This is a genomic window from Pseudomonas sp. NFIX28 (genome assembly GCF_900107395.1).
GTDB lineage: Bacteria > Pseudomonadota > Gammaproteobacteria > Pseudomonadales > Pseudomonadaceae > Aquipseudomonas.
Genome location: NZ_FNPW01000003.1, coordinates 99,485 through 114,468 on the forward strand (window position 1 = coordinate 99,485; position 14,984 = coordinate 114,468).

Here is a 14,984-nt window from a genome sequence, read left to right on the forward strand (position 1 = left end):
CTGCATAAAAACCGACGCTGTCCCTTCTATCAGGCAACCTTCTATTGAGTTTGGGGCCGTATTAAAAGTTCCCAATCTTTATAGCCGTGCAGAGCGAACATTGTGTAACCATGAAGAGAAAAAGGTTGCTACATCTTCGATACAGTTGCCAGCTCCTCGATTTGACAAAAAAAATCGAGCCTCTCGCCACCGCTTCGCGATACCGCTTCTCCCGCATTCATAATTTCATAATGCCACGAAGGCACCGCTATTGTGCCGATCCCCCCCTCTATATACTAGTGGGCTGCATGGCTGCTTTGACTCGCCGATCCAGGCGTCTTGCGCCAACCCCGACCCGGGTCGCTTTTTGAGCGGAATCTTCCAATGAGCCAACAGTTTCAACACGATGTTCTGGTGATAGGCAGCGGCGCTGCCGGTTTGAGCCTTGCGCTGACCTTGCCCGGTCACCTGCGCATCGCCGTATTGAGCAAAGGCGATCTTGCCAATGGCTCGACCTACTGGGCTCAGGGCGGCGTCGCCGCGGTGCTGGACGACACCGACACCGTCGAATCCCACGTCGATGACACCCTCAACGCCGGTGGCGGCCTATGCCATGAAGACGCGGTGCGGTTTACCGTCGAGCACAGCCGCGAGGCCATTCAATGGCTGATCGATCAAGGCGTCCCCTTTACCCGCGACGAACAATCGAACACCGAAGACGGTGGTTTCGAATTCCACCTGACCCGCGAAGGCGGCCACAGCCATCGCCGTATCATCCATGCCGCCGACGCCACCGGCGCGGCCATCTTCAAGACTTTGCTGAACCAGGCCCGGCAGCGCCCGAATATCGAGTTGCTGGAACAGCGGGTCGCCGTCGATCTGATTACCGAAAAACGCCTGGGGCTGGCAGGGGATCGCTGCCTTGGCGCCTATGTGCTCAATCGTGCCACCGGCCAAGTCGATACCTACGGCGCACGTTTTGTCATCCTCGCTTCCGGCGGTGCCGCCAAGGTCTACCTCTATACCAGCAACCCGGATGGCGCCTGTGGCGATGGCATCGCCATGGCCTGGCGTTCGGGCTGCCGGGTGGCCAACCTGGAGTTCAATCAGTTCCACCCGACCTGCCTCTATCATCCGCAGGCCAAGAGTTTCCTGATTACCGAAGCCCTGCGCGGCGAGGGCGCGCACCTGAAGCTGCCCAACGGTGAACGCTTCATGCAACGTTTCGACCCGCGTGCCGAACTGGCGCCGCGGGATATCGTCGCCCGGGCCATCGACCATGAAATGAAGCGCCTGGGTATCGATTGCGTATACCTGGACATCAGCCACAAGCCGGAAGCCTTCATCAAGAGTCATTTCCCGACCGTCTACGAGCGCTGCCTGGAATTCTCCATCGACATCACCAAGCAGCCGATCCCGGTGGTACCGGCCGCGCACTACACCTGCGGCGGAGTGATGGTCGACCAGCAAGGCCGCACCGACGTCCCGGGCCTGTATGCCATTGGCGAAACCAGCTTCACCGGCCTGCACGGCGCCAACCGCATGGCCAGCAATTCCTTGCTGGAATGTTTCGTCTATGCCCGTTCCGCCGCGGCCGACATTCTCGAGCAACTGCCGCAGGTCGCCATTCCGATCACCCTGCCCGCCTGGGATGCCAGCCAGGTCACCGACTCCGACGAAGACGTGATCATTGCGCACAACTGGGACGAACTGCGGCGGTTCATGTGGGACTACGTTGGCATCGTGCGCACCAACAAGCGCCTGCAACGGGCTCAGCATCGGGTGCGCCTGCTGCTGGACGAAATCGACGAGTTCTACAGCAATTACAAGGTCAGCCGCGACCTCATCGAACTGCGCAACCTGGCCCAGGTCGCCGAACTGATGATTCGCTCAGCCATGGCACGCAAGGAAAGCCGGGGCCTGCATTACACCCTCGACTACCCGAACCTGCTGCCCGAAGCGCTGGACACTATTCTGGTGCCGCCCACCTACGGCGACTGAACTTGAGCCGCACGCGCAGGCGCCGATGCACATCGGCCGCCTGCGCATCCCGCGGCACACAGACCGACCTCACCCAGCGCTCGCCCGGCAAGCGAAAACGCAGCACCACCAGCATGGGCAGCGCCAGGCTGTCAGGACGCAGTTGCACCGGCCGCCAGCCGTGCCCGGCACACCACAGCTGCCAGCCATCGACATCGCGACGCAGGCCACTAAAGGCCGAGGGATGATTCAGCAGGATCTGGCGCGGCAATGCCCAGACCGCATGGCCCACGCACAACAAAACCCCGAGCAGACAGGCCCACAACGGAATGTCGAGCACCAGCAAGGCGCCCAGCGCGAACAGCTGGGCCAGGAGATAGGCCGCCAGCAATCGCCTGGAAGGCTGCCAGCGGCATTCGAAGGTGTTACTTGGGTTGAACACGATCCAGGATCATGCGGACCATGCGTTGCAGTTCGGGGTCTTCGGACTCGGAGCGTTCCATGAACCAGCCGAACATATCCTGATCTTCGCATTCGAGCAGCCTGACGTAGCAGGCACGATCAACATCGTTCAGATGCGGATAGACTTCTTTCACGAATGGCACCAGCAACACGTCCAGTTCCAGCATGCCGCGGCGGCTGTGCCAGTAGAGGCGGTTCAGTTCAACATCTTCGACCATGGAGCGCTCCTCAAATAGAGCGCAAGTATACAGCCCGACGGACATCGGAACAGTCGGCTTTGGTCGGCCACCACCCATCCTTTGTGAACTACCCATTTCAAGGGCGTCACCTTATGATGTTCGCCAGACTTTTTACCCTGCGATGACCCATGGCTGATTCCGCTTTTTTCTGCTCCCTGTCCCACGAAGGCGTTCTCGCCGTCCGCGGCCCTGATGCCAGCAAGTTCCTTCAGGGCCAGCTGACCTGCAATCTCAACTATCTCAGCGAAAACCAATCCAGCCTGGGCGCCCGTTGCACCCAGAAAGGCCGCATGCAATCGAGCTTTCGCATCGTGCTCGAAGGCGATGGCTGCCTGCTGGCCATGGCTACCGAGTTGCTGGAACCGCAACTGGCGGACCTGAAGAAATACGCAGTGTTTTCCAAGGCCAAGCTCAGCGATGAAAGCGCGCTATGGGCGCGCTTCGGCTTGGGCGATGCCGATGCAGTGCTGGCCGGCCTCGGCCTTGAGCCAGCACAGGAAGACGGCGCGGTCGCTCGCCACGATGGCCTGATCGCCATTCGCGTTTCAGCGGGACGGACCGAGCTCTGGGTCAAGGCGGATCAAGCTGCCAGCCTGCGCGAAAAACTGTCCGCGCAACTGCCCGAGGGCGATCTGAATCAATGGTTGCTGGGCCAGATCCGTGCTGGCATCGGCCAGGTCATGCCGGCCACCCGTGAGCTGTTCATCCCGCAAATGCTCAATTTGCAGGCCATCGGCGGCGTCAGCTTCAAGAAAGGCTGCTACACCGGCCAGGAAATCGTCGCGCGCATGCAGTACCTGGGCAAACTCAAGCGTCGCCTCTACCGCCTGGCCCTGAACGCCGAAGCCTTGCCACAGCCCGGCACCCCGCTGTTTTCTCCGACCCACGGCAGTTCCATCGGCGAGGTGGTGATTGCCGCGCACGCCGGACAAAACATTGAACTCCTGGCCGTACTGCAAGCCGAAGCTGCAGAAGATGGCAATCTCCACCTTGGCGCGCTCGAAGGTCCCGGGCTGCACCTGCTGGAGCTGCCTTACCAGCTGGATCGCGACCGAGAAATCCAGCGCTGATCGCAGCAACTTCCTGCAATACCCTAGAGAACAGAAATGAGTGAGCTGGCGGAAAAGGTCCAACAGGATTTGGTTGAGGCCATCGATAACGATGACCTGGTTCTGCCAACGTTACCGGAAGTGGCCCTGCAGATTCGCCGGGCCGCTGAAGATCCGGAAATCAGCGTCAGCACCCTGAGCAAAGTGATTGGCCGTGATACGGCGCTGTCGGCGCGCCTGATCAAAGTGGTCAACAGCCCCCTGCTGCGCGCCACCCAGGAAGTCACCGACCTGCACACCGCGATTACCCGGCTGGGCGTCAACTACAGCAGCAACCTGGCCATCGGCCTGGTCATGGAGCAGATTTTCCATGCCCGTTCGGAGGTGGTCGCGCAGAAGATGCGCGACGTCTGGCGCAAAAGCCTGGAAGTGGCGGGTGTCAGCTACGCCCTGTGCCGCAGCCATACCCAGCTGAAACCGGACCAGGCGGCATTGGGCGGGCTGGTGCATCAGATCGGCGTGCTGCCGATCCTGACCTATGCGGAAGATCACTATGAATTGCTGTCCGACCCGGTCAGCCTCAACCATGTGATCGAGCACATCCATCCCTTGCTGGGCGACAAGTTGCTGCAGGTCTGGGAGTTTCCGGAACAGTTGGCCAAGTTGCCGGGGCAATACCTGGACTTCCAGCGCCAGTCGACGCAGCTGGATTATGTCGATCTGGTGCAAGTCGCCAGCCTGTATTGCCACAAGGGCAGCGACCATCCGCTGGCGAAGATCGATGCCCTTAGCGTCCCGGCCTTCAAGAAGCTTGGCATCGACCCCGAGAACAAGGCGATGTGCAGCGACCTGGCCGAGTCGCGATCAATGTTCTACTGAAGGTTCTTGCCCAGGCCCTAGCCCGCGTTAAAACTCACCCGAACCTTCAGCCCGGCCTGGGCGCCGTCGTGCAGGCTGATCTGCGCCAGATGGGCACGGCAGATCTCGCCGACGATGGCCAAGCCCAGGCCGGACCCGGCGACATGGGGATTGCGCCGGTAGAAACGCTCGAACACCCGGTCGCGGTCTTCCAGGGGAATTCCCGGGCCGTCATCCTCCACTTCCAGCACCGCCGGTGCGCTGACCCGCAAAATGACATTTCCACCTGGCTTGGTATGGGCCAGGGCATTGTCCACCAGGTTGCTCAGCAGCTCGTTCAACAGGGTCGGCTCGCCGCGCAGCCAGACCGGCTCATCGGCCTCCAGGGCCAGGGCGATGCCCCGGGCGTGGGCCAGGGGCGCCATGGCCATGCCCAATTCGCGGGCCAGCTGGCTGAGATCGAGCAATTGCGCACCACCCTCGGCGATCGCCCGGGCGCCGTTTTCGATGCGCGCCAACGACAGCAGCTGATTGGCCAGATGGGTCAGGCGATCGGTACCCTGGGCGGCGCTTTCCAGGGTCGAGCGCCAGGTCTCGGGCTCCGAGGCCCGCAACCCCAGCTCCAGGCGGGCCTTGAGCGCCGCCAGCGGAGTCCGCAATTCATGGGCGGCGTCGGCAATGAACTGTGCCTGGCGCTCGAACTGCCCCCGCAGCCGTTCGGTGAAGTGGTTGAGCGCCCGCACCAGCGGCCACAATTCGCGCTGCACTTCGACCAGTGGCAATGGCCGCAAGTCGTCGGACTGACGTTCTTCCACCGCGCTGCGTAAACGCTCCAGCGGGCGCAACGCGGCGCTGACCGCGAACCACACCAGCAGCAACGCACCGATGGCCAGCATGCCCAGGCGCAGCAAGGTGTCGGCCATCAGGCTGCGGGCCATGCGGACCCGCGCCTCGTCGGTCTCCGCCACGCGAATTTCTGCCATGCCATTCATGTTCGGCTCGCTGACCGCCTTGAGCAGGCTCACCACCCGGACGTTCTGCCCTTGATAAGTGGCATCGTAAAACCGCGCCAGGGCCGGGTAATCGTCGGTGCGCGGCGTGCCCGGCGGCGGGCCGGGAAGGTTTTCGTAACCGGAAATCAGCTTCTGGTGAATGTCGTTGACCTGGTAATAGATCCGCCCGGCGCTGTCGTAGGCAAAGGTATCGAGGGCGACATAAGGCACATCCGCGCTCAGGCCGCCGTCGCGCTGGGACAGGCCGGCGGCGATGGTCCGGGCCGAAGCCAGCAAGGTACGGTCGTAGGCCGTGTCCGCCGCCTCCCGGCCGTTCCAGTAGGCACTCAGGCCGCTGGCCAGCATCAACACCACCAGCAGCAGCGCCAGGTTCCATAGCAGGCGCCAGCGCAGGCTGCTGGGCCTATGCATCACGGCTTTCCAGCAGGTAACCCAGGCCGCGGAAGGTGACAATGGCCACCGGCTGGCCGTCGAGTTTCTTGCGCAAGCGATGGACATAGATTTCGATGGCGTCCGGGCTGGCCTCTTCATCCAGGCCGAAAACCTGGGAAGCCAGTTGTTCCTTGCTCATGACCCGCCCCGGCCGGGCGATCAGCGCCTCGAGCACGGCCTGCTCGCGGGAGGTCAAGGTCAGCAACTCTTCGCCGAGGGTAAAGCGCCGAGTATCGAGGTCGTAGGCCAGCACGCCGCAGCGCTGCACCCGTTCGCCGCCGAGCACGCTGCGCCGCAGCAGGGCCTTGACCCGTGCTTCCAGCTCGGTCAGCTCGAAGGGTTTGGCCAGGTAGTCATCCGCGCCCAGGTTGAGGCCATGGACCCGGTCCTTCACATCGCTGCGCGCGGTCAGCATCAGCACCGGGAGGTTCTTGCCGCGTGCGCGCAGGCGCGCCAGCACCTCGAAACCATCCATGCGCGGCAGGCCCACATCAAGGATCGCCACGGCGTAATCCTCACTGCCCAGGGCCAGGTCCGCAGCGACTCCATCGTGCAGCACGTCCACGGTCAAACCCGTGCTCTTGAGCGCCTGGGCGACACTTTCAGCCAGCTGCAGATGGTCTTCGACGAGAAGCACGCGCATGGATTTCCTACCTCGTTCAGGGGATCGACGGCACTTTTTATTGCCGCGGAGTTTACAGCCGGGACCGCTGCTGTGAAGCCCGAAAACCGGGAAAGTCTACTGAAAGGTTAGCGAAAGGTTGGCCCTTTAAAGTCCTGTTACGGATTGTTTCGACTTCCGTGGCTACCCCCGGTAGCGCCCGAAAAACGCCTCGAAGCGTTTTCGCCAATAAGAACAATAACGGAGTACAACACGATGCTGTCCATGCAGCCTCAGGCCTGCCAGCCTGTTCGTTTTTCCCGTCTCAGCCACACCGCCCTCGCCAGCGCCGCCGCCCTTGCCGGTTTCTCACCGATCAGCCAGGCCGCCTTCTTCGAAGACAGCAGCGCCACCCTCGAAACCCGCAACATGTACTTCAACCGCGACTTCCGCAGCGGCACCAGTGCCCAGCAATCCAAACGCGACGAATGGGCCCAGGGTTTCATGCTCAACCTGCAATCGGGCTACACCGAAGGCACCGTGGGCTTTGGCGTCGACGCGCTGGGCATGCTCGGCATCAAGCTCGACTCCAGCCCCGACCGCTCCGGCACCGGCCTGCTGCCGGCCGACGATAACGGGCACGCCGCCGACGAGTACTCCAAGCTCGGCCTGACCGGCAAGATGAAGATCTCCGCCACCGAACTGAAGATCGGCAGCCTGATCCCGGAACTGCCGACCATCAAGGCCAACGACGGGCGCATCCTGCCGCAGACGTTCGAAGGCGGCCTGCTGACCTCCAAGGAAATCAAGAACCTGACATTCACCGGGGGCCGCCTGGAGAAAGCCAAGGATCGCGACAGCACCGACTTCGAGGACATCGCGCTCAACAACAAGAACAGCCGCTTCGCCGGCACCGTTGCCGGCAAGCACTTCGACTTCGGCGGCCTGGACTACAAGTTCACCGACAAGATCACCGGCAGCTACCACTTCGCCCAACTCGCCGAAGTCTACAACCAGCATTTCTTCGGCTTGCTCGCCTCGCGGCCGATGGGCCCGGGCACTTTCGCCACGGACCTGCGCTTCGCCGTCAGCGACGACCAGGGCCAGGCCCGCGGCGGCAAGATCGACAACCGCTCCCTCAACGGCCTGGTGAGCTATGCCCTCAGCGGGCATAAATTCAGTGCCGGCTACCAGCACATGTCTGGCGACAGCGCTTTCCCCTACGTCGATGGCTCCGACCCGTACCTGGTCAACTTCGTGCAGATCAACGACTTCGCCGGTGCCCAAGAGCGCTCCTGGCAAGCCCGCTACGATTACGACTTCGGCAAGCTCGGCATTCCCGGCCTGAGCTTCATGACCCGCTACCTGAGCGGTGACAATATCGCCCTGAAAAACGGCGACACCGGCAAGGAATGGGAACGCAACACCGAGATCAAGTACGTGGTGCAAAGCGGCACCTTCAAGGATGTCGCGGTGCGCCTGCGCAACGCCACCTACCGTTCCAACTACTCGGCCCGCGATGCGGATGAAGTACGCCTGCTGGTGAGCTACAGCCTGGCGCTCTGGTAATGAATCAACCTCTGGCAGGCGCCGCGCCTGCCAAAGAACCTGGCATGCAATACACAACAACAACTCCTGTGGAGACAAGCATGAACCCATCACTGCGTAAATTGGCCCTCGCCGCCGGCTGTATGCTGTTCGCCGGCCAACTGCTCGCCGCCGCCGGCGCCGAACCCAAGCGCCCGGAATGCATCGCGCCGGCCTCCCCCGGCGGCGGTTTCGACCTGACCTGCAAACTGGCGCAGAGCGCGCTGGTCAACGAAAAGCTGCTGACCAAACCAATGCGCGTGACCTACATGCCTGGCGGTGTCGGCGCGGTGGCCTACAACGCGGTGGTGGCCCAGCGCCCTGCCGACGCCGGCACGCTGGTGGCCTGGTCCAGCGGTTCGCTGCTGAACCTGGCCCAGGGCAAGTTCGGTCGTTTCGATGAAAGCGCGGTGCGCTGGCTGGCCGCGGTCGGCACCAGCTATGGCGCCATCGCAGTCAAGAGCGACTCGCCGTACAAGACCCTCGACGATCTGGTCAAGGCCCTGAAAAAAGACCCAAGCTCGGTGGTGATCGGCTCCGGCGGCACCGTCGGCAGCCAGGACTGGATGCAGACCGCGCTGATCGCCAAGGCCGCCGGGATCAACCCGCGCGACCTGCGCTACGTGGCCCTGGAAGGCGGTGGCGAAATCGCCACCGCGCTGCTGGGCGGGCATATCCAGGTCGGCAGTACCGACATCTCCGACTCCATGCCGCACATCCAGAGCGGTGACATGCGCCTGCTCGCGGTGTTCTCCGACAAGCGCCTGGACGAGCCGGAAATGAAGGACATCCCGACCGCCAAGGAGCAAGGCTACGACATCGTCTGGCCAGTGGTGCGCGGCTTCTACCTCGGGCCAAAGGTCAGCGACGAAGACTACGCCTGGTGGAAGGACGCCTTCGACAAGCTGCTGGCTTCCGAAGAGTTCGCCAAGCTGCGCGACCAGCGCGAGCTCTTCCCGTTCGCCATGACCGGGCCGGAGCTGGACACCTACGTGAAGAAGCAGGTGGCCGACTACAAGACCCTGGCCAAAGAGTTCGGCCTGATCCAGTGATCGCCCCTGTCTAGCGGCCCTGCCCCTTTCGCGGGGGCGGGGCCCAGGAGTTCCCCATGCTCTTACAACGCATTTTCGCCTCGGTGCTGCTCCTGGTCTGCCTGGGCCTGGCACTGATGGCCTGGCCCTACCAGGCCGCTTTTTCCTACGAGCCGGTCGGCCCGCGCGCCTTTCCCCTGCTGATGCTCGGCCTGATGGGCCTGGCGCTGCTGTACATGGTGTTCCGCCCGGCGCCGATCAAGCACAGCGAAGACGAGCCGCCGCTGGACCGTGAAACCCTGACCAAAATCAGCATCTGCGTCAGCCTACTACTGATTTTCGCCGGCCTGTTCGAACCCCTGGGTTTCATTCTCAGCAGCATGCTGATCGGCATTCCGATGGCTCGCCTGTACGGCGGCCGCTGGGTAGCCAGCAGCGTGATCATCACGCTGATGGCCATCGGTCTGTACGTGCTCTTCGACCGGGTGATGGACGTGCCACTGCCCCTGGGCCTGCTCGACGTTCTGGAGAACTGATATGGATACGCTTGGCTATTTGGGCCAGGGTTTCGGCGTCGCGCTGACCCCCTATAACCTGGTCACCGCCCTGACCGGCACCCTGATCGGCACCGTGGTCGGCCTGCTCCCGGGCCTGGGCCCGATCAACGGCGTGGCACTGCTGATCCCGATCGCCTTCGCCCTCGGCCTGCCACCGGAGTCGGCACTGATCCTGCTGGCGGCGGTGTACCTGGGTTGCGAATACGGCGGCCGGATCAGTTCGATCCTGCTGAACATCCCGGGCGAAGCCTCCACCGTGATGACCACCCTCGACGGCTACCCGATGGCCCGCAAAGGCCTGGCCGGCGTGGCCCTGTCGCTGTCGGCCTGGAGCTCGTTCATCGGCGCCTTGATCGCCACCTGCGGCATGGTGATGTTCGCCCCGCTGCTGGCGAAATGGGCGATTGCCTTCGGCCCGGCGGAATACTTCGTGCTGATGGTGTTCGCCATTGTCTGCCTCGGCGGCATGGCCGGAGATCGTCCGATCAAGACCTTTATCGCCGCGCTGATCGGGCTGTTCCTGTCGTCGGTCGGCATCGATGCCAACAGCGGTGTGTACCGCTTCACCGGCGACAACATCCATCTCACCGACGGCATCCAGTTCGTGGTGCTGGTGCTGGGCCTGTTCTCCATCAGCGAGATCCTGTTGCTGCTGGAAAAAACCCATCGCGGCCAGGAAGCGGTGAAAGCCACCGGGCGGATGATGTTCAACTTCAAGGAAGCGGCGTCGGTGTTCGTGGTGAACATCCGTTGCGGCCTGCTGGGCTTCATCATGGGCGTGCTGCCCGGTGCCGGTGCGACCCTGGCCAGCGCCGTGGCCTACATGACCGAGAAGCGCATCGCCGGTGCCAGCGGCACATTCGGCCAGGGCGACAAGCGCGGCCTGGCGGCACCGGAAACCGCGATCGGCGCTTCGGCCTGCGGTGCCCTGGTTCCAATGCTGACCCTCGGCGTCCCGGGCTCGGGCACCACCGCGGTGATGATCGGCGCCCTGTCGCTGTACAACATCACCCCGGGCCCGCTGCTGTTCCAACAGCAACCGGACATCGTCTGGGGCCTGATCGCCTCGTTGTTCATCGCCAACATCATGCTGGTGGTGCTCAACATCCCGATGATCCGCGTCTTCACCCGCATCCTCGCCGTGCCGAACTGGGCCCTGGTGCCGGTCATCGCGATCATCACCGGGATCGGCGTCTACGCGGTGCATGCCACCACCTTCGACCTGTTCCTGATGGTCGGCATCGGCATCTTCGGCTACATCCTGCGCAAGCTGGATTTCCCGCTGTCGCCGGTGCTGCTGGGCTTTATCCTCGGCGGGCTGATGGAGCAGAACCTGCGTCGTGCGCTGTCGATCTCCAACGGCGCGATGGAAATCCTCTGGTCCAGCCCGATCACCGTCGGCGTCTGGGTACTGACCGTGATCATGCTGCTGATGCCGATGATCCGCATCTGGCGCAAGCGTTCGGCACTGCAACGCGCCGTGGCCGATGTCTGAGACCCGCTTCAAACAATGGTGGGGGACGCCGCTGGTCGGTCTGGCCGGCGGTTACCTGGCCAGCCAGATCGGCTGGCCGCTGCCGTGGATGGTCGGCTCGTTGCTGGCGATCATCCTGGTGCGCTGCCTGACGCCCTGGCAGCTGGGGGAAATCCCCGGCGGTCGCAAATGCGGGCAATGGGTGGTGGGCATCGGCATTGGCCTGCACTTCACCCCGGCGGTGATGGAACAGGTCATGAGCCATTTCGGCCTGATCTTCTTCGGTGCCCTGGTCACCAGCCTGTCCAGCGTGGTCGGGGTCTGGTTGCTGCGGCGCACCGGTGAAGACCGGGCCACCGCGTTCTTCTCCAGCATGCCGGGCGGCTCCGGCGAGATGGTCAACCTCGGCGCGCGCAACGGTGCGGTGCTCAGCCGCGTCGCGGCCGGGCAAAGCCTGCGGGTGCTGGTGGTGGTCTTGTGTGTACCGGCGGCCTTCAAGTATTTGCTGGGCGAAGGCGTGCCGCAATTGCATCCGGCCAGCGTCGATTGGCGCTGGCTGGCCGTATTGTTCCCGGCGGGCGCCCTGCTCGCCTGGCTCTGGCAGCGTCTGCGCCAGCCCAACCCCTGGCTGTTCGGGCCGCTGCTGCTCAGCGCCGCGGTCAGTATCGGCTGGGACCTGCATATCGGCCTGCCGGACGGCGGCAGCCAGATCGGCCAGTGGCTGATCGGCAGCGGCCTGGGTTGTCACTTCAATCGCCAGTTCTTCCGCCGCGCGCCCTCGTTCATGGGCCGCACCCTGGTCGGCACGGCGCTGACCATGCTGATCGCCAGCCTCGCGGCCGTGGCCTTGAGCGCCCTGACCCATCTGGACCTGCGCTCGCTGACGTTGGGCATGATGCCCGGCGGTATCGCGGAAATGAGCCTGACGGCCGAGACCCTGCAACTGTCGGTACCGCTGGTGACGGCGATGCAGGTGATGCGCTTGTTGTTCGTGCTGTTTCTGGCCGAGCCGCTGTTCCGGCATTGGGACAAGAAACCGGACTAAAGCCGGTCCCCTGTAGCCGCTGCCGCAGGCTGCGATCGTCCCCGAAGGGGGCGCGATGTTCAGAGTTGCCGAGGTCCTTCGGACCTATCGCAGCCTGCGGCAGCGGCTACAGGGTTTTGCGTTGCTTGTGTAGGAGCGAGGCTTGCCCGCGATGACGCTCGTCAAACCGGCGGCAACCGCCATTCGATCGGCGTCTCGCCATTCTGCTCGAGGTATTTGTTGGTCCGGCTGAAATGGCCACAACCGATAAAACCGCGATACGCCGACAGAGGCGATGGGTGCACCGAAGTCAGCACCAGGTGCTTGGTGGCATCGATCAGTTTCTGCTTGCTCTGGGCGTGGGCGCCCCACAGCAGGAACACCAGGTGTGGCTGGTGCTGGCTCACCACCTCGATGATCCGGTCGGTGAAATACTGCCAGCCCTTGCCCGCGTGCGAAGCGGCATTGGCGCGCTGCACGGTCATGGTGGTGTTGAGCATCAGCACGCCCTGGTCGGCCCAGCTCTGCAGGTAACCGTGGCTGGGCATGTCGATGTTCAGGTCGCGCTTGAGCTCTTTGTAGATGTTCACCAGGGACGGCGGCGCCGGTACGCCCGGTTGCACCGAGAAGCACAGGCCGTGGGCCTGGCCCGGCCCGTGGTAAGGGTCTTGGCCGAGGATCACCACCTTGACCTTGTCCAGCGGTGTCGAATTCAGCGCATTGAAGATCAGCGGCCCCGGCGGGTAGATCTCCTTGCCCGCGGCATGTTCCTGCCGCAGGAACTCGCGCAGCTCCGCCATGTAGGGCTGTTCGAACTCGGCACGCAGCGCCTGCTTCCAGCTCGGTTCGAGTTTGATACGGTCGTCATCGGTCATGGTTGCACCCGGCAAAATCAATGGGCGCACCCTAGGAAAGCCCATCACGCTTGTCAATTGATCTGACACAAACCGGCACTTTGGCCTATAGCGATCATACTGAACGCTCAAATTCCCGATCGAGGTCACGATGAATCTGCACTTCGAAGAACTTACCGGCACCGATGGCGCGCGCCTCGGTATCGCCACCCTGGATGCCGAACAGTCCCTCAACGCCTTGACCCTGCCGATGATCCGCCTGCTGAGCGACCAGATGCACGCCTGGGCCAAGGACCCGCAGGTGGTCTGCGTGCTACTGCGCGGCAACGGCGCCAAGGCCTTTTGCGCCGGCGGCGAAGTACGCAGCCTGGTCCAGGAATGCCGGGCGCACCCCGGCGAAGTCCCACCCTTGGCCGCGCAGTTCTTCGCCGCGGAATACCGTCTCGACTACCAGTTGCACACTTACCCCAAACCACTGATCTGCTGGGGCCACGGCTATGTGCTCGGTGGCGGCATGGGCCTGCTGCAGGGCGCCAGCATCCGCATCGTCACGCCGGGCAGCCGCCTGGCAATGCCGGAAATCAGCATCGGCCTGTACCCGGACGTCGGCGCCAGCTGGTTCCTCTCGCGCCTGCCGGGCAAGCTCGGCCTGTTCCTCGGCCTGACCGGCGCGCACATGAACGCCCGCGATGCCCTCGACCTGGACCTGGCCGACCGTTTCCTGCGGGACGACCAGCAGCCAGCGCTGATCGACGGGCTGTTGCAGCTCAACTGGCAGGAACAGACGCCGATGCAACTCAACAGCCTGCTCAAGGCCCTGCAGCAGGAAGCCGTGGAGCAAATGCCCGAGGCCCAGTGGTTACCGCGGCGCCAGCAGATCGACGAATGGCTGGACGTCAGCGACATACGCTGCGCCTGGCGCACTATTGGCCAGTTACACAATCACCCGGATGCCCTGCTGGCACGGGCGGCGAAAACCCTCCGCGACGGCTGCCCGCTGACCGCCTGCCTGGTCTGGGAACAGATCCAGCGCGCCCGGCATCTGTCCCTGGCCCAGGTGTTCCAGATGGAATACACCCTGAGCCTGAACTGCTGCCGACACCCTGAATTCAGCGAAGGGGTACGGGCGCGGCTGATCGACAAGGACCACAAGCCCCATTGGCACTGGCCGGACATCACGAGCATTCCCGAGGCCGTGGTGCAGGCGCATTTCCACAAAGTCTGGGAGGGTCGTCACCCCTTGGCGGACTTGTCGGACCTGTGAGAATCGGCAATGAAAAAGCGGCGCTCCAGGCGCCGCTTATTGGTTGCGAGCAGATCAGCGGTTGTGATGACGGTCACGACGGTGATCGTCGCGACCGCGATCGCTCCAATCTCGATCGCCGCGCCGGCCATCATGATCGCGGCGACCTTCGTGGCGCCGATAGTCATTGCTCCAACCATGGCGCTGGCCATCCCAGCCACGGTTCGGATAGGCGCGGTAAACGGCCCGCGGTGCCGACTGGTAGTAACGCGGCGCCGGTTGGTAATGCCGCGGCTGGTAATACCGCGGAGTTGGTTGGTAATACCGCGGAGCTGAATGGTAATACCGCGGCGCAGGCTGGTAATAACGCGGCGCGTAATAGCCACGGCCGGAGGAATAATAGGAGCCGCTGTAGTAGACCGGCGCCGGTGCCGTATAGACCTCGGAGCGGTAGTAGCCGTCGTAATAGGGGACGCAGGCAGAAAGAGTCAAACCCAGGAATGCAATGAGAAGAATTCGACGATACATGGCGGCCTCCTGGACCGCTGATAGGCCATGCCAGCGACGCTGGCCGGCGGCAGCCAAGGTTGTTCTGGCTGCC

Annotated in this window: 15 protein-coding genes; 9 read left to right on the top strand and 6 right to left on the bottom strand. The window is 63.3% G+C overall.

Annotated elements, in window-relative coordinates; translation table 11 throughout:
- The first annotated feature begins 363 nt into the window (after positions 1–363).
- Positions 364–1,980 (top strand): L-aspartate oxidase, encoded by a 1,617-nt coding sequence (nadB, locus tag BLV20_RS06775; protein ID WP_092298791.1) that lies wholly within the window; start codon positions 364–366, stop codon positions 1,978–1,980.
- Here the strand turns inward: nadB and BLV20_RS06780 are convergent.
- Positions 1,949–2,401: a protein YgfX gene (locus BLV20_RS06780; RefSeq protein WP_092298794.1), complete on the bottom strand. Its 453-nt coding sequence runs from the start codon at positions 2,399–2,401 to the stop codon at positions 1,949–1,951. The genes nadB and BLV20_RS06780 overlap by 32 nt on opposite strands.
- Complete coding sequence (locus BLV20_RS06785; RefSeq protein ID WP_007930227.1) at positions 2,385–2,639, bottom strand: FAD assembly factor SdhE; 255 nt, start codon at positions 2,637–2,639, stop codon at positions 2,385–2,387. Before BLV20_RS06785 ends, BLV20_RS06780 begins: the two co-directional genes overlap by 17 nt.
- 149 nt (positions 2,640–2,788) lie before the next feature.
- Between BLV20_RS06785 and BLV20_RS06790 the strand changes: the two genes are divergently transcribed.
- The gene (locus tag BLV20_RS06790; RefSeq protein WP_092298797.1) at positions 2,789–3,730 is read left to right on the top strand and encodes a CAF17-like 4Fe-4S cluster assembly/insertion protein YgfZ; all 942 of its coding nucleotides are present in this window, start codon (positions 2,789–2,791) and stop codon (positions 3,728–3,730) included.
- 36 nt (positions 3,731–3,766) lie between these two features.
- Positions 3,767–4,588 (top strand): HDOD domain-containing protein, encoded by an 822-nt coding sequence (locus BLV20_RS06795; protein ID WP_092298800.1) that lies wholly within the window; start codon positions 3,767–3,769, stop codon positions 4,586–4,588.
- Positions 4,589–4,605: 17 nt separating this feature from the next.
- Here the strand turns inward: BLV20_RS06795 and BLV20_RS06800 are convergent, their stop codons facing one another.
- Together BLV20_RS06800 and BLV20_RS06805 are read right to left on the bottom strand one after the other, a co-directional pair.
- A complete protein-coding gene (locus BLV20_RS06800) occupies positions 4,606–5,991 on the bottom strand; it encodes a sensor histidine kinase (RefSeq protein WP_092298803.1) in 1,386 nt (461 codons plus the stop codon).
- Complete coding sequence (locus tag BLV20_RS06805; RefSeq protein ID WP_092298806.1) at positions 5,984–6,655, bottom strand: response regulator; 672 nt, start codon at positions 6,653–6,655, stop codon at positions 5,984–5,986. Before BLV20_RS06805 ends, BLV20_RS06800 begins: the two co-directional genes overlap by 8 nt.
- A gap of 234 nt (positions 6,656–6,889) precedes the next feature.
- Between BLV20_RS06805 and BLV20_RS06810 the strand changes: the two genes are divergently transcribed.
- The 5 genes from BLV20_RS06810 (at position 6,890) to BLV20_RS06830 (ending at position 12,307) form a co-directional block, all read left to right on the top strand.
- Positions 6,890–8,182 (top strand): OprD family porin, encoded by a 1,293-nt coding sequence (locus tag BLV20_RS06810; RefSeq protein ID WP_092298809.1) that lies wholly within the window; start codon positions 6,890–6,892, stop codon positions 8,180–8,182.
- An 80-nt stretch (positions 8,183–8,262) separates the two neighbouring features.
- A complete protein-coding gene (locus tag BLV20_RS06815; RefSeq protein ID WP_092298813.1) occupies positions 8,263–9,252 on the top strand; it encodes a Bug family tripartite tricarboxylate transporter substrate binding protein in 990 nt (329 codons plus the stop codon).
- A gap of 56 nt (positions 9,253–9,308) precedes the next feature.
- Positions 9,309–9,767 (top strand): tripartite tricarboxylate transporter TctB family protein, encoded by a 459-nt coding sequence (locus BLV20_RS06820; RefSeq protein ID WP_092298816.1) that lies wholly within the window; start codon positions 9,309–9,311, stop codon positions 9,765–9,767.
- Position 9,768: 1 nt separating this feature from the next.
- Entirely contained in the window at positions 9,769–11,283 is a 1,515-nt protein-coding gene (locus BLV20_RS06825; RefSeq protein ID WP_092298819.1) for a tripartite tricarboxylate transporter permease, read from the top strand.
- Complete coding sequence (locus BLV20_RS06830; RefSeq protein WP_092298822.1) at positions 11,276–12,307, top strand: AbrB family transcriptional regulator; 1,032 nt, start codon at positions 11,276–11,278, stop codon at positions 12,305–12,307. The genes BLV20_RS06825 and BLV20_RS06830 overlap by 8 nt, the downstream gene beginning before the upstream one ends.
- 161 nt (positions 12,308–12,468) lie before the next feature.
- Here BLV20_RS06830 and ung read toward each other — a convergent pair whose 3' ends face one another.
- A complete protein-coding gene (ung, locus tag BLV20_RS06835; protein ID WP_092298825.1) occupies positions 12,469–13,161 on the bottom strand; it encodes a uracil-DNA glycosylase in 693 nt (230 codons plus the stop codon).
- A gap of 130 nt (positions 13,162–13,291) precedes the next feature.
- Between ung and BLV20_RS06840 the strand changes: the two genes are divergently transcribed.
- Positions 13,292–14,404, top strand: a complete 1,113-nt coding sequence (locus BLV20_RS06840) for an enoyl-CoA hydratase/isomerase family protein (RefSeq protein ID WP_092298828.1) — start codon at positions 13,292–13,294, stop codon at positions 14,402–14,404.
- A gap of 54 nt (positions 14,405–14,458) precedes the next feature.
- Here the strand turns inward: BLV20_RS06840 and BLV20_RS06845 are convergent, their stop codons facing one another.
- The gene (locus BLV20_RS06845; RefSeq protein WP_092298831.1) at positions 14,459–14,911 is read right to left on the bottom strand and encodes a hypothetical protein; all 453 of its coding nucleotides are present in this window, start codon (positions 14,909–14,911) and stop codon (positions 14,459–14,461) included.
- Between the last annotated feature and the right edge of the window lie 73 nt (positions 14,912–14,984).

Bases quoted from the DNA above. Each gene is read 5' to 3' on its own strand.
- nadB (WP_092298791.1), top strand. From the start codon at position 364: ATGAGCCAACAGTTTCAACACGATGTTCTGGTGATAGGCAGCGGCGCT.
- BLV20_RS06785 (WP_007930227.1), bottom strand. From the start codon at position 2,639: ATGGTCGAAGATGTTGAACTGAACCGCCTCTACTGGCACAGCCGCCGC.
- BLV20_RS06790 (WP_092298797.1), top strand. From the start codon at position 2,789: ATGGCTGATTCCGCTTTTTTCTGCTCCCTGTCCCACGAAGGCGTTCTC.
- BLV20_RS06795 (WP_092298800.1), top strand. From the start codon at position 3,767: ATGAGTGAGCTGGCGGAAAAGGTCCAACAGGATTTGGTTGAGGCCATC.
- BLV20_RS06800 (WP_092298803.1), bottom strand. From the start codon at position 5,991: ATGCATAGGCCCAGCAGCCTGCGCTGGCGCCTGCTATGGAACCTGGCG.
- BLV20_RS06805 (WP_092298806.1), bottom strand. From the start codon at position 6,655: ATGCGCGTGCTTCTCGTCGAAGACCATCTGCAGCTGGCTGAAAGTGTC.
- BLV20_RS06810 (WP_092298809.1), top strand. From the start codon at position 6,890: ATGCTGTCCATGCAGCCTCAGGCCTGCCAGCCTGTTCGTTTTTCCCGT.
- BLV20_RS06815 (WP_092298813.1), top strand. From the start codon at position 8,263: ATGAACCCATCACTGCGTAAATTGGCCCTCGCCGCCGGCTGTATGCTG.
- BLV20_RS06820 (WP_092298816.1), top strand. From the start codon at position 9,309: ATGCTCTTACAACGCATTTTCGCCTCGGTGCTGCTCCTGGTCTGCCTG.
- BLV20_RS06825 (WP_092298819.1), top strand. From the start codon at position 9,769: ATGGATACGCTTGGCTATTTGGGCCAGGGTTTCGGCGTCGCGCTGACC.
- BLV20_RS06830 (WP_092298822.1), top strand. From the start codon at position 11,276: ATGTCTGAGACCCGCTTCAAACAATGGTGGGGGACGCCGCTGGTCGGT.
- ung (WP_092298825.1), bottom strand. From the start codon at position 13,161: ATGACCGATGACGACCGTATCAAACTCGAACCGAGCTGGAAGCAGGCG.
- BLV20_RS06840 (WP_092298828.1), top strand. From the start codon at position 13,292: ATGAATCTGCACTTCGAAGAACTTACCGGCACCGATGGCGCGCGCCTC.
- BLV20_RS06845 (WP_092298831.1), bottom strand. From the start codon at position 14,911: ATGTATCGTCGAATTCTTCTCATTGCATTCCTGGGTTTGACTCTTTCT.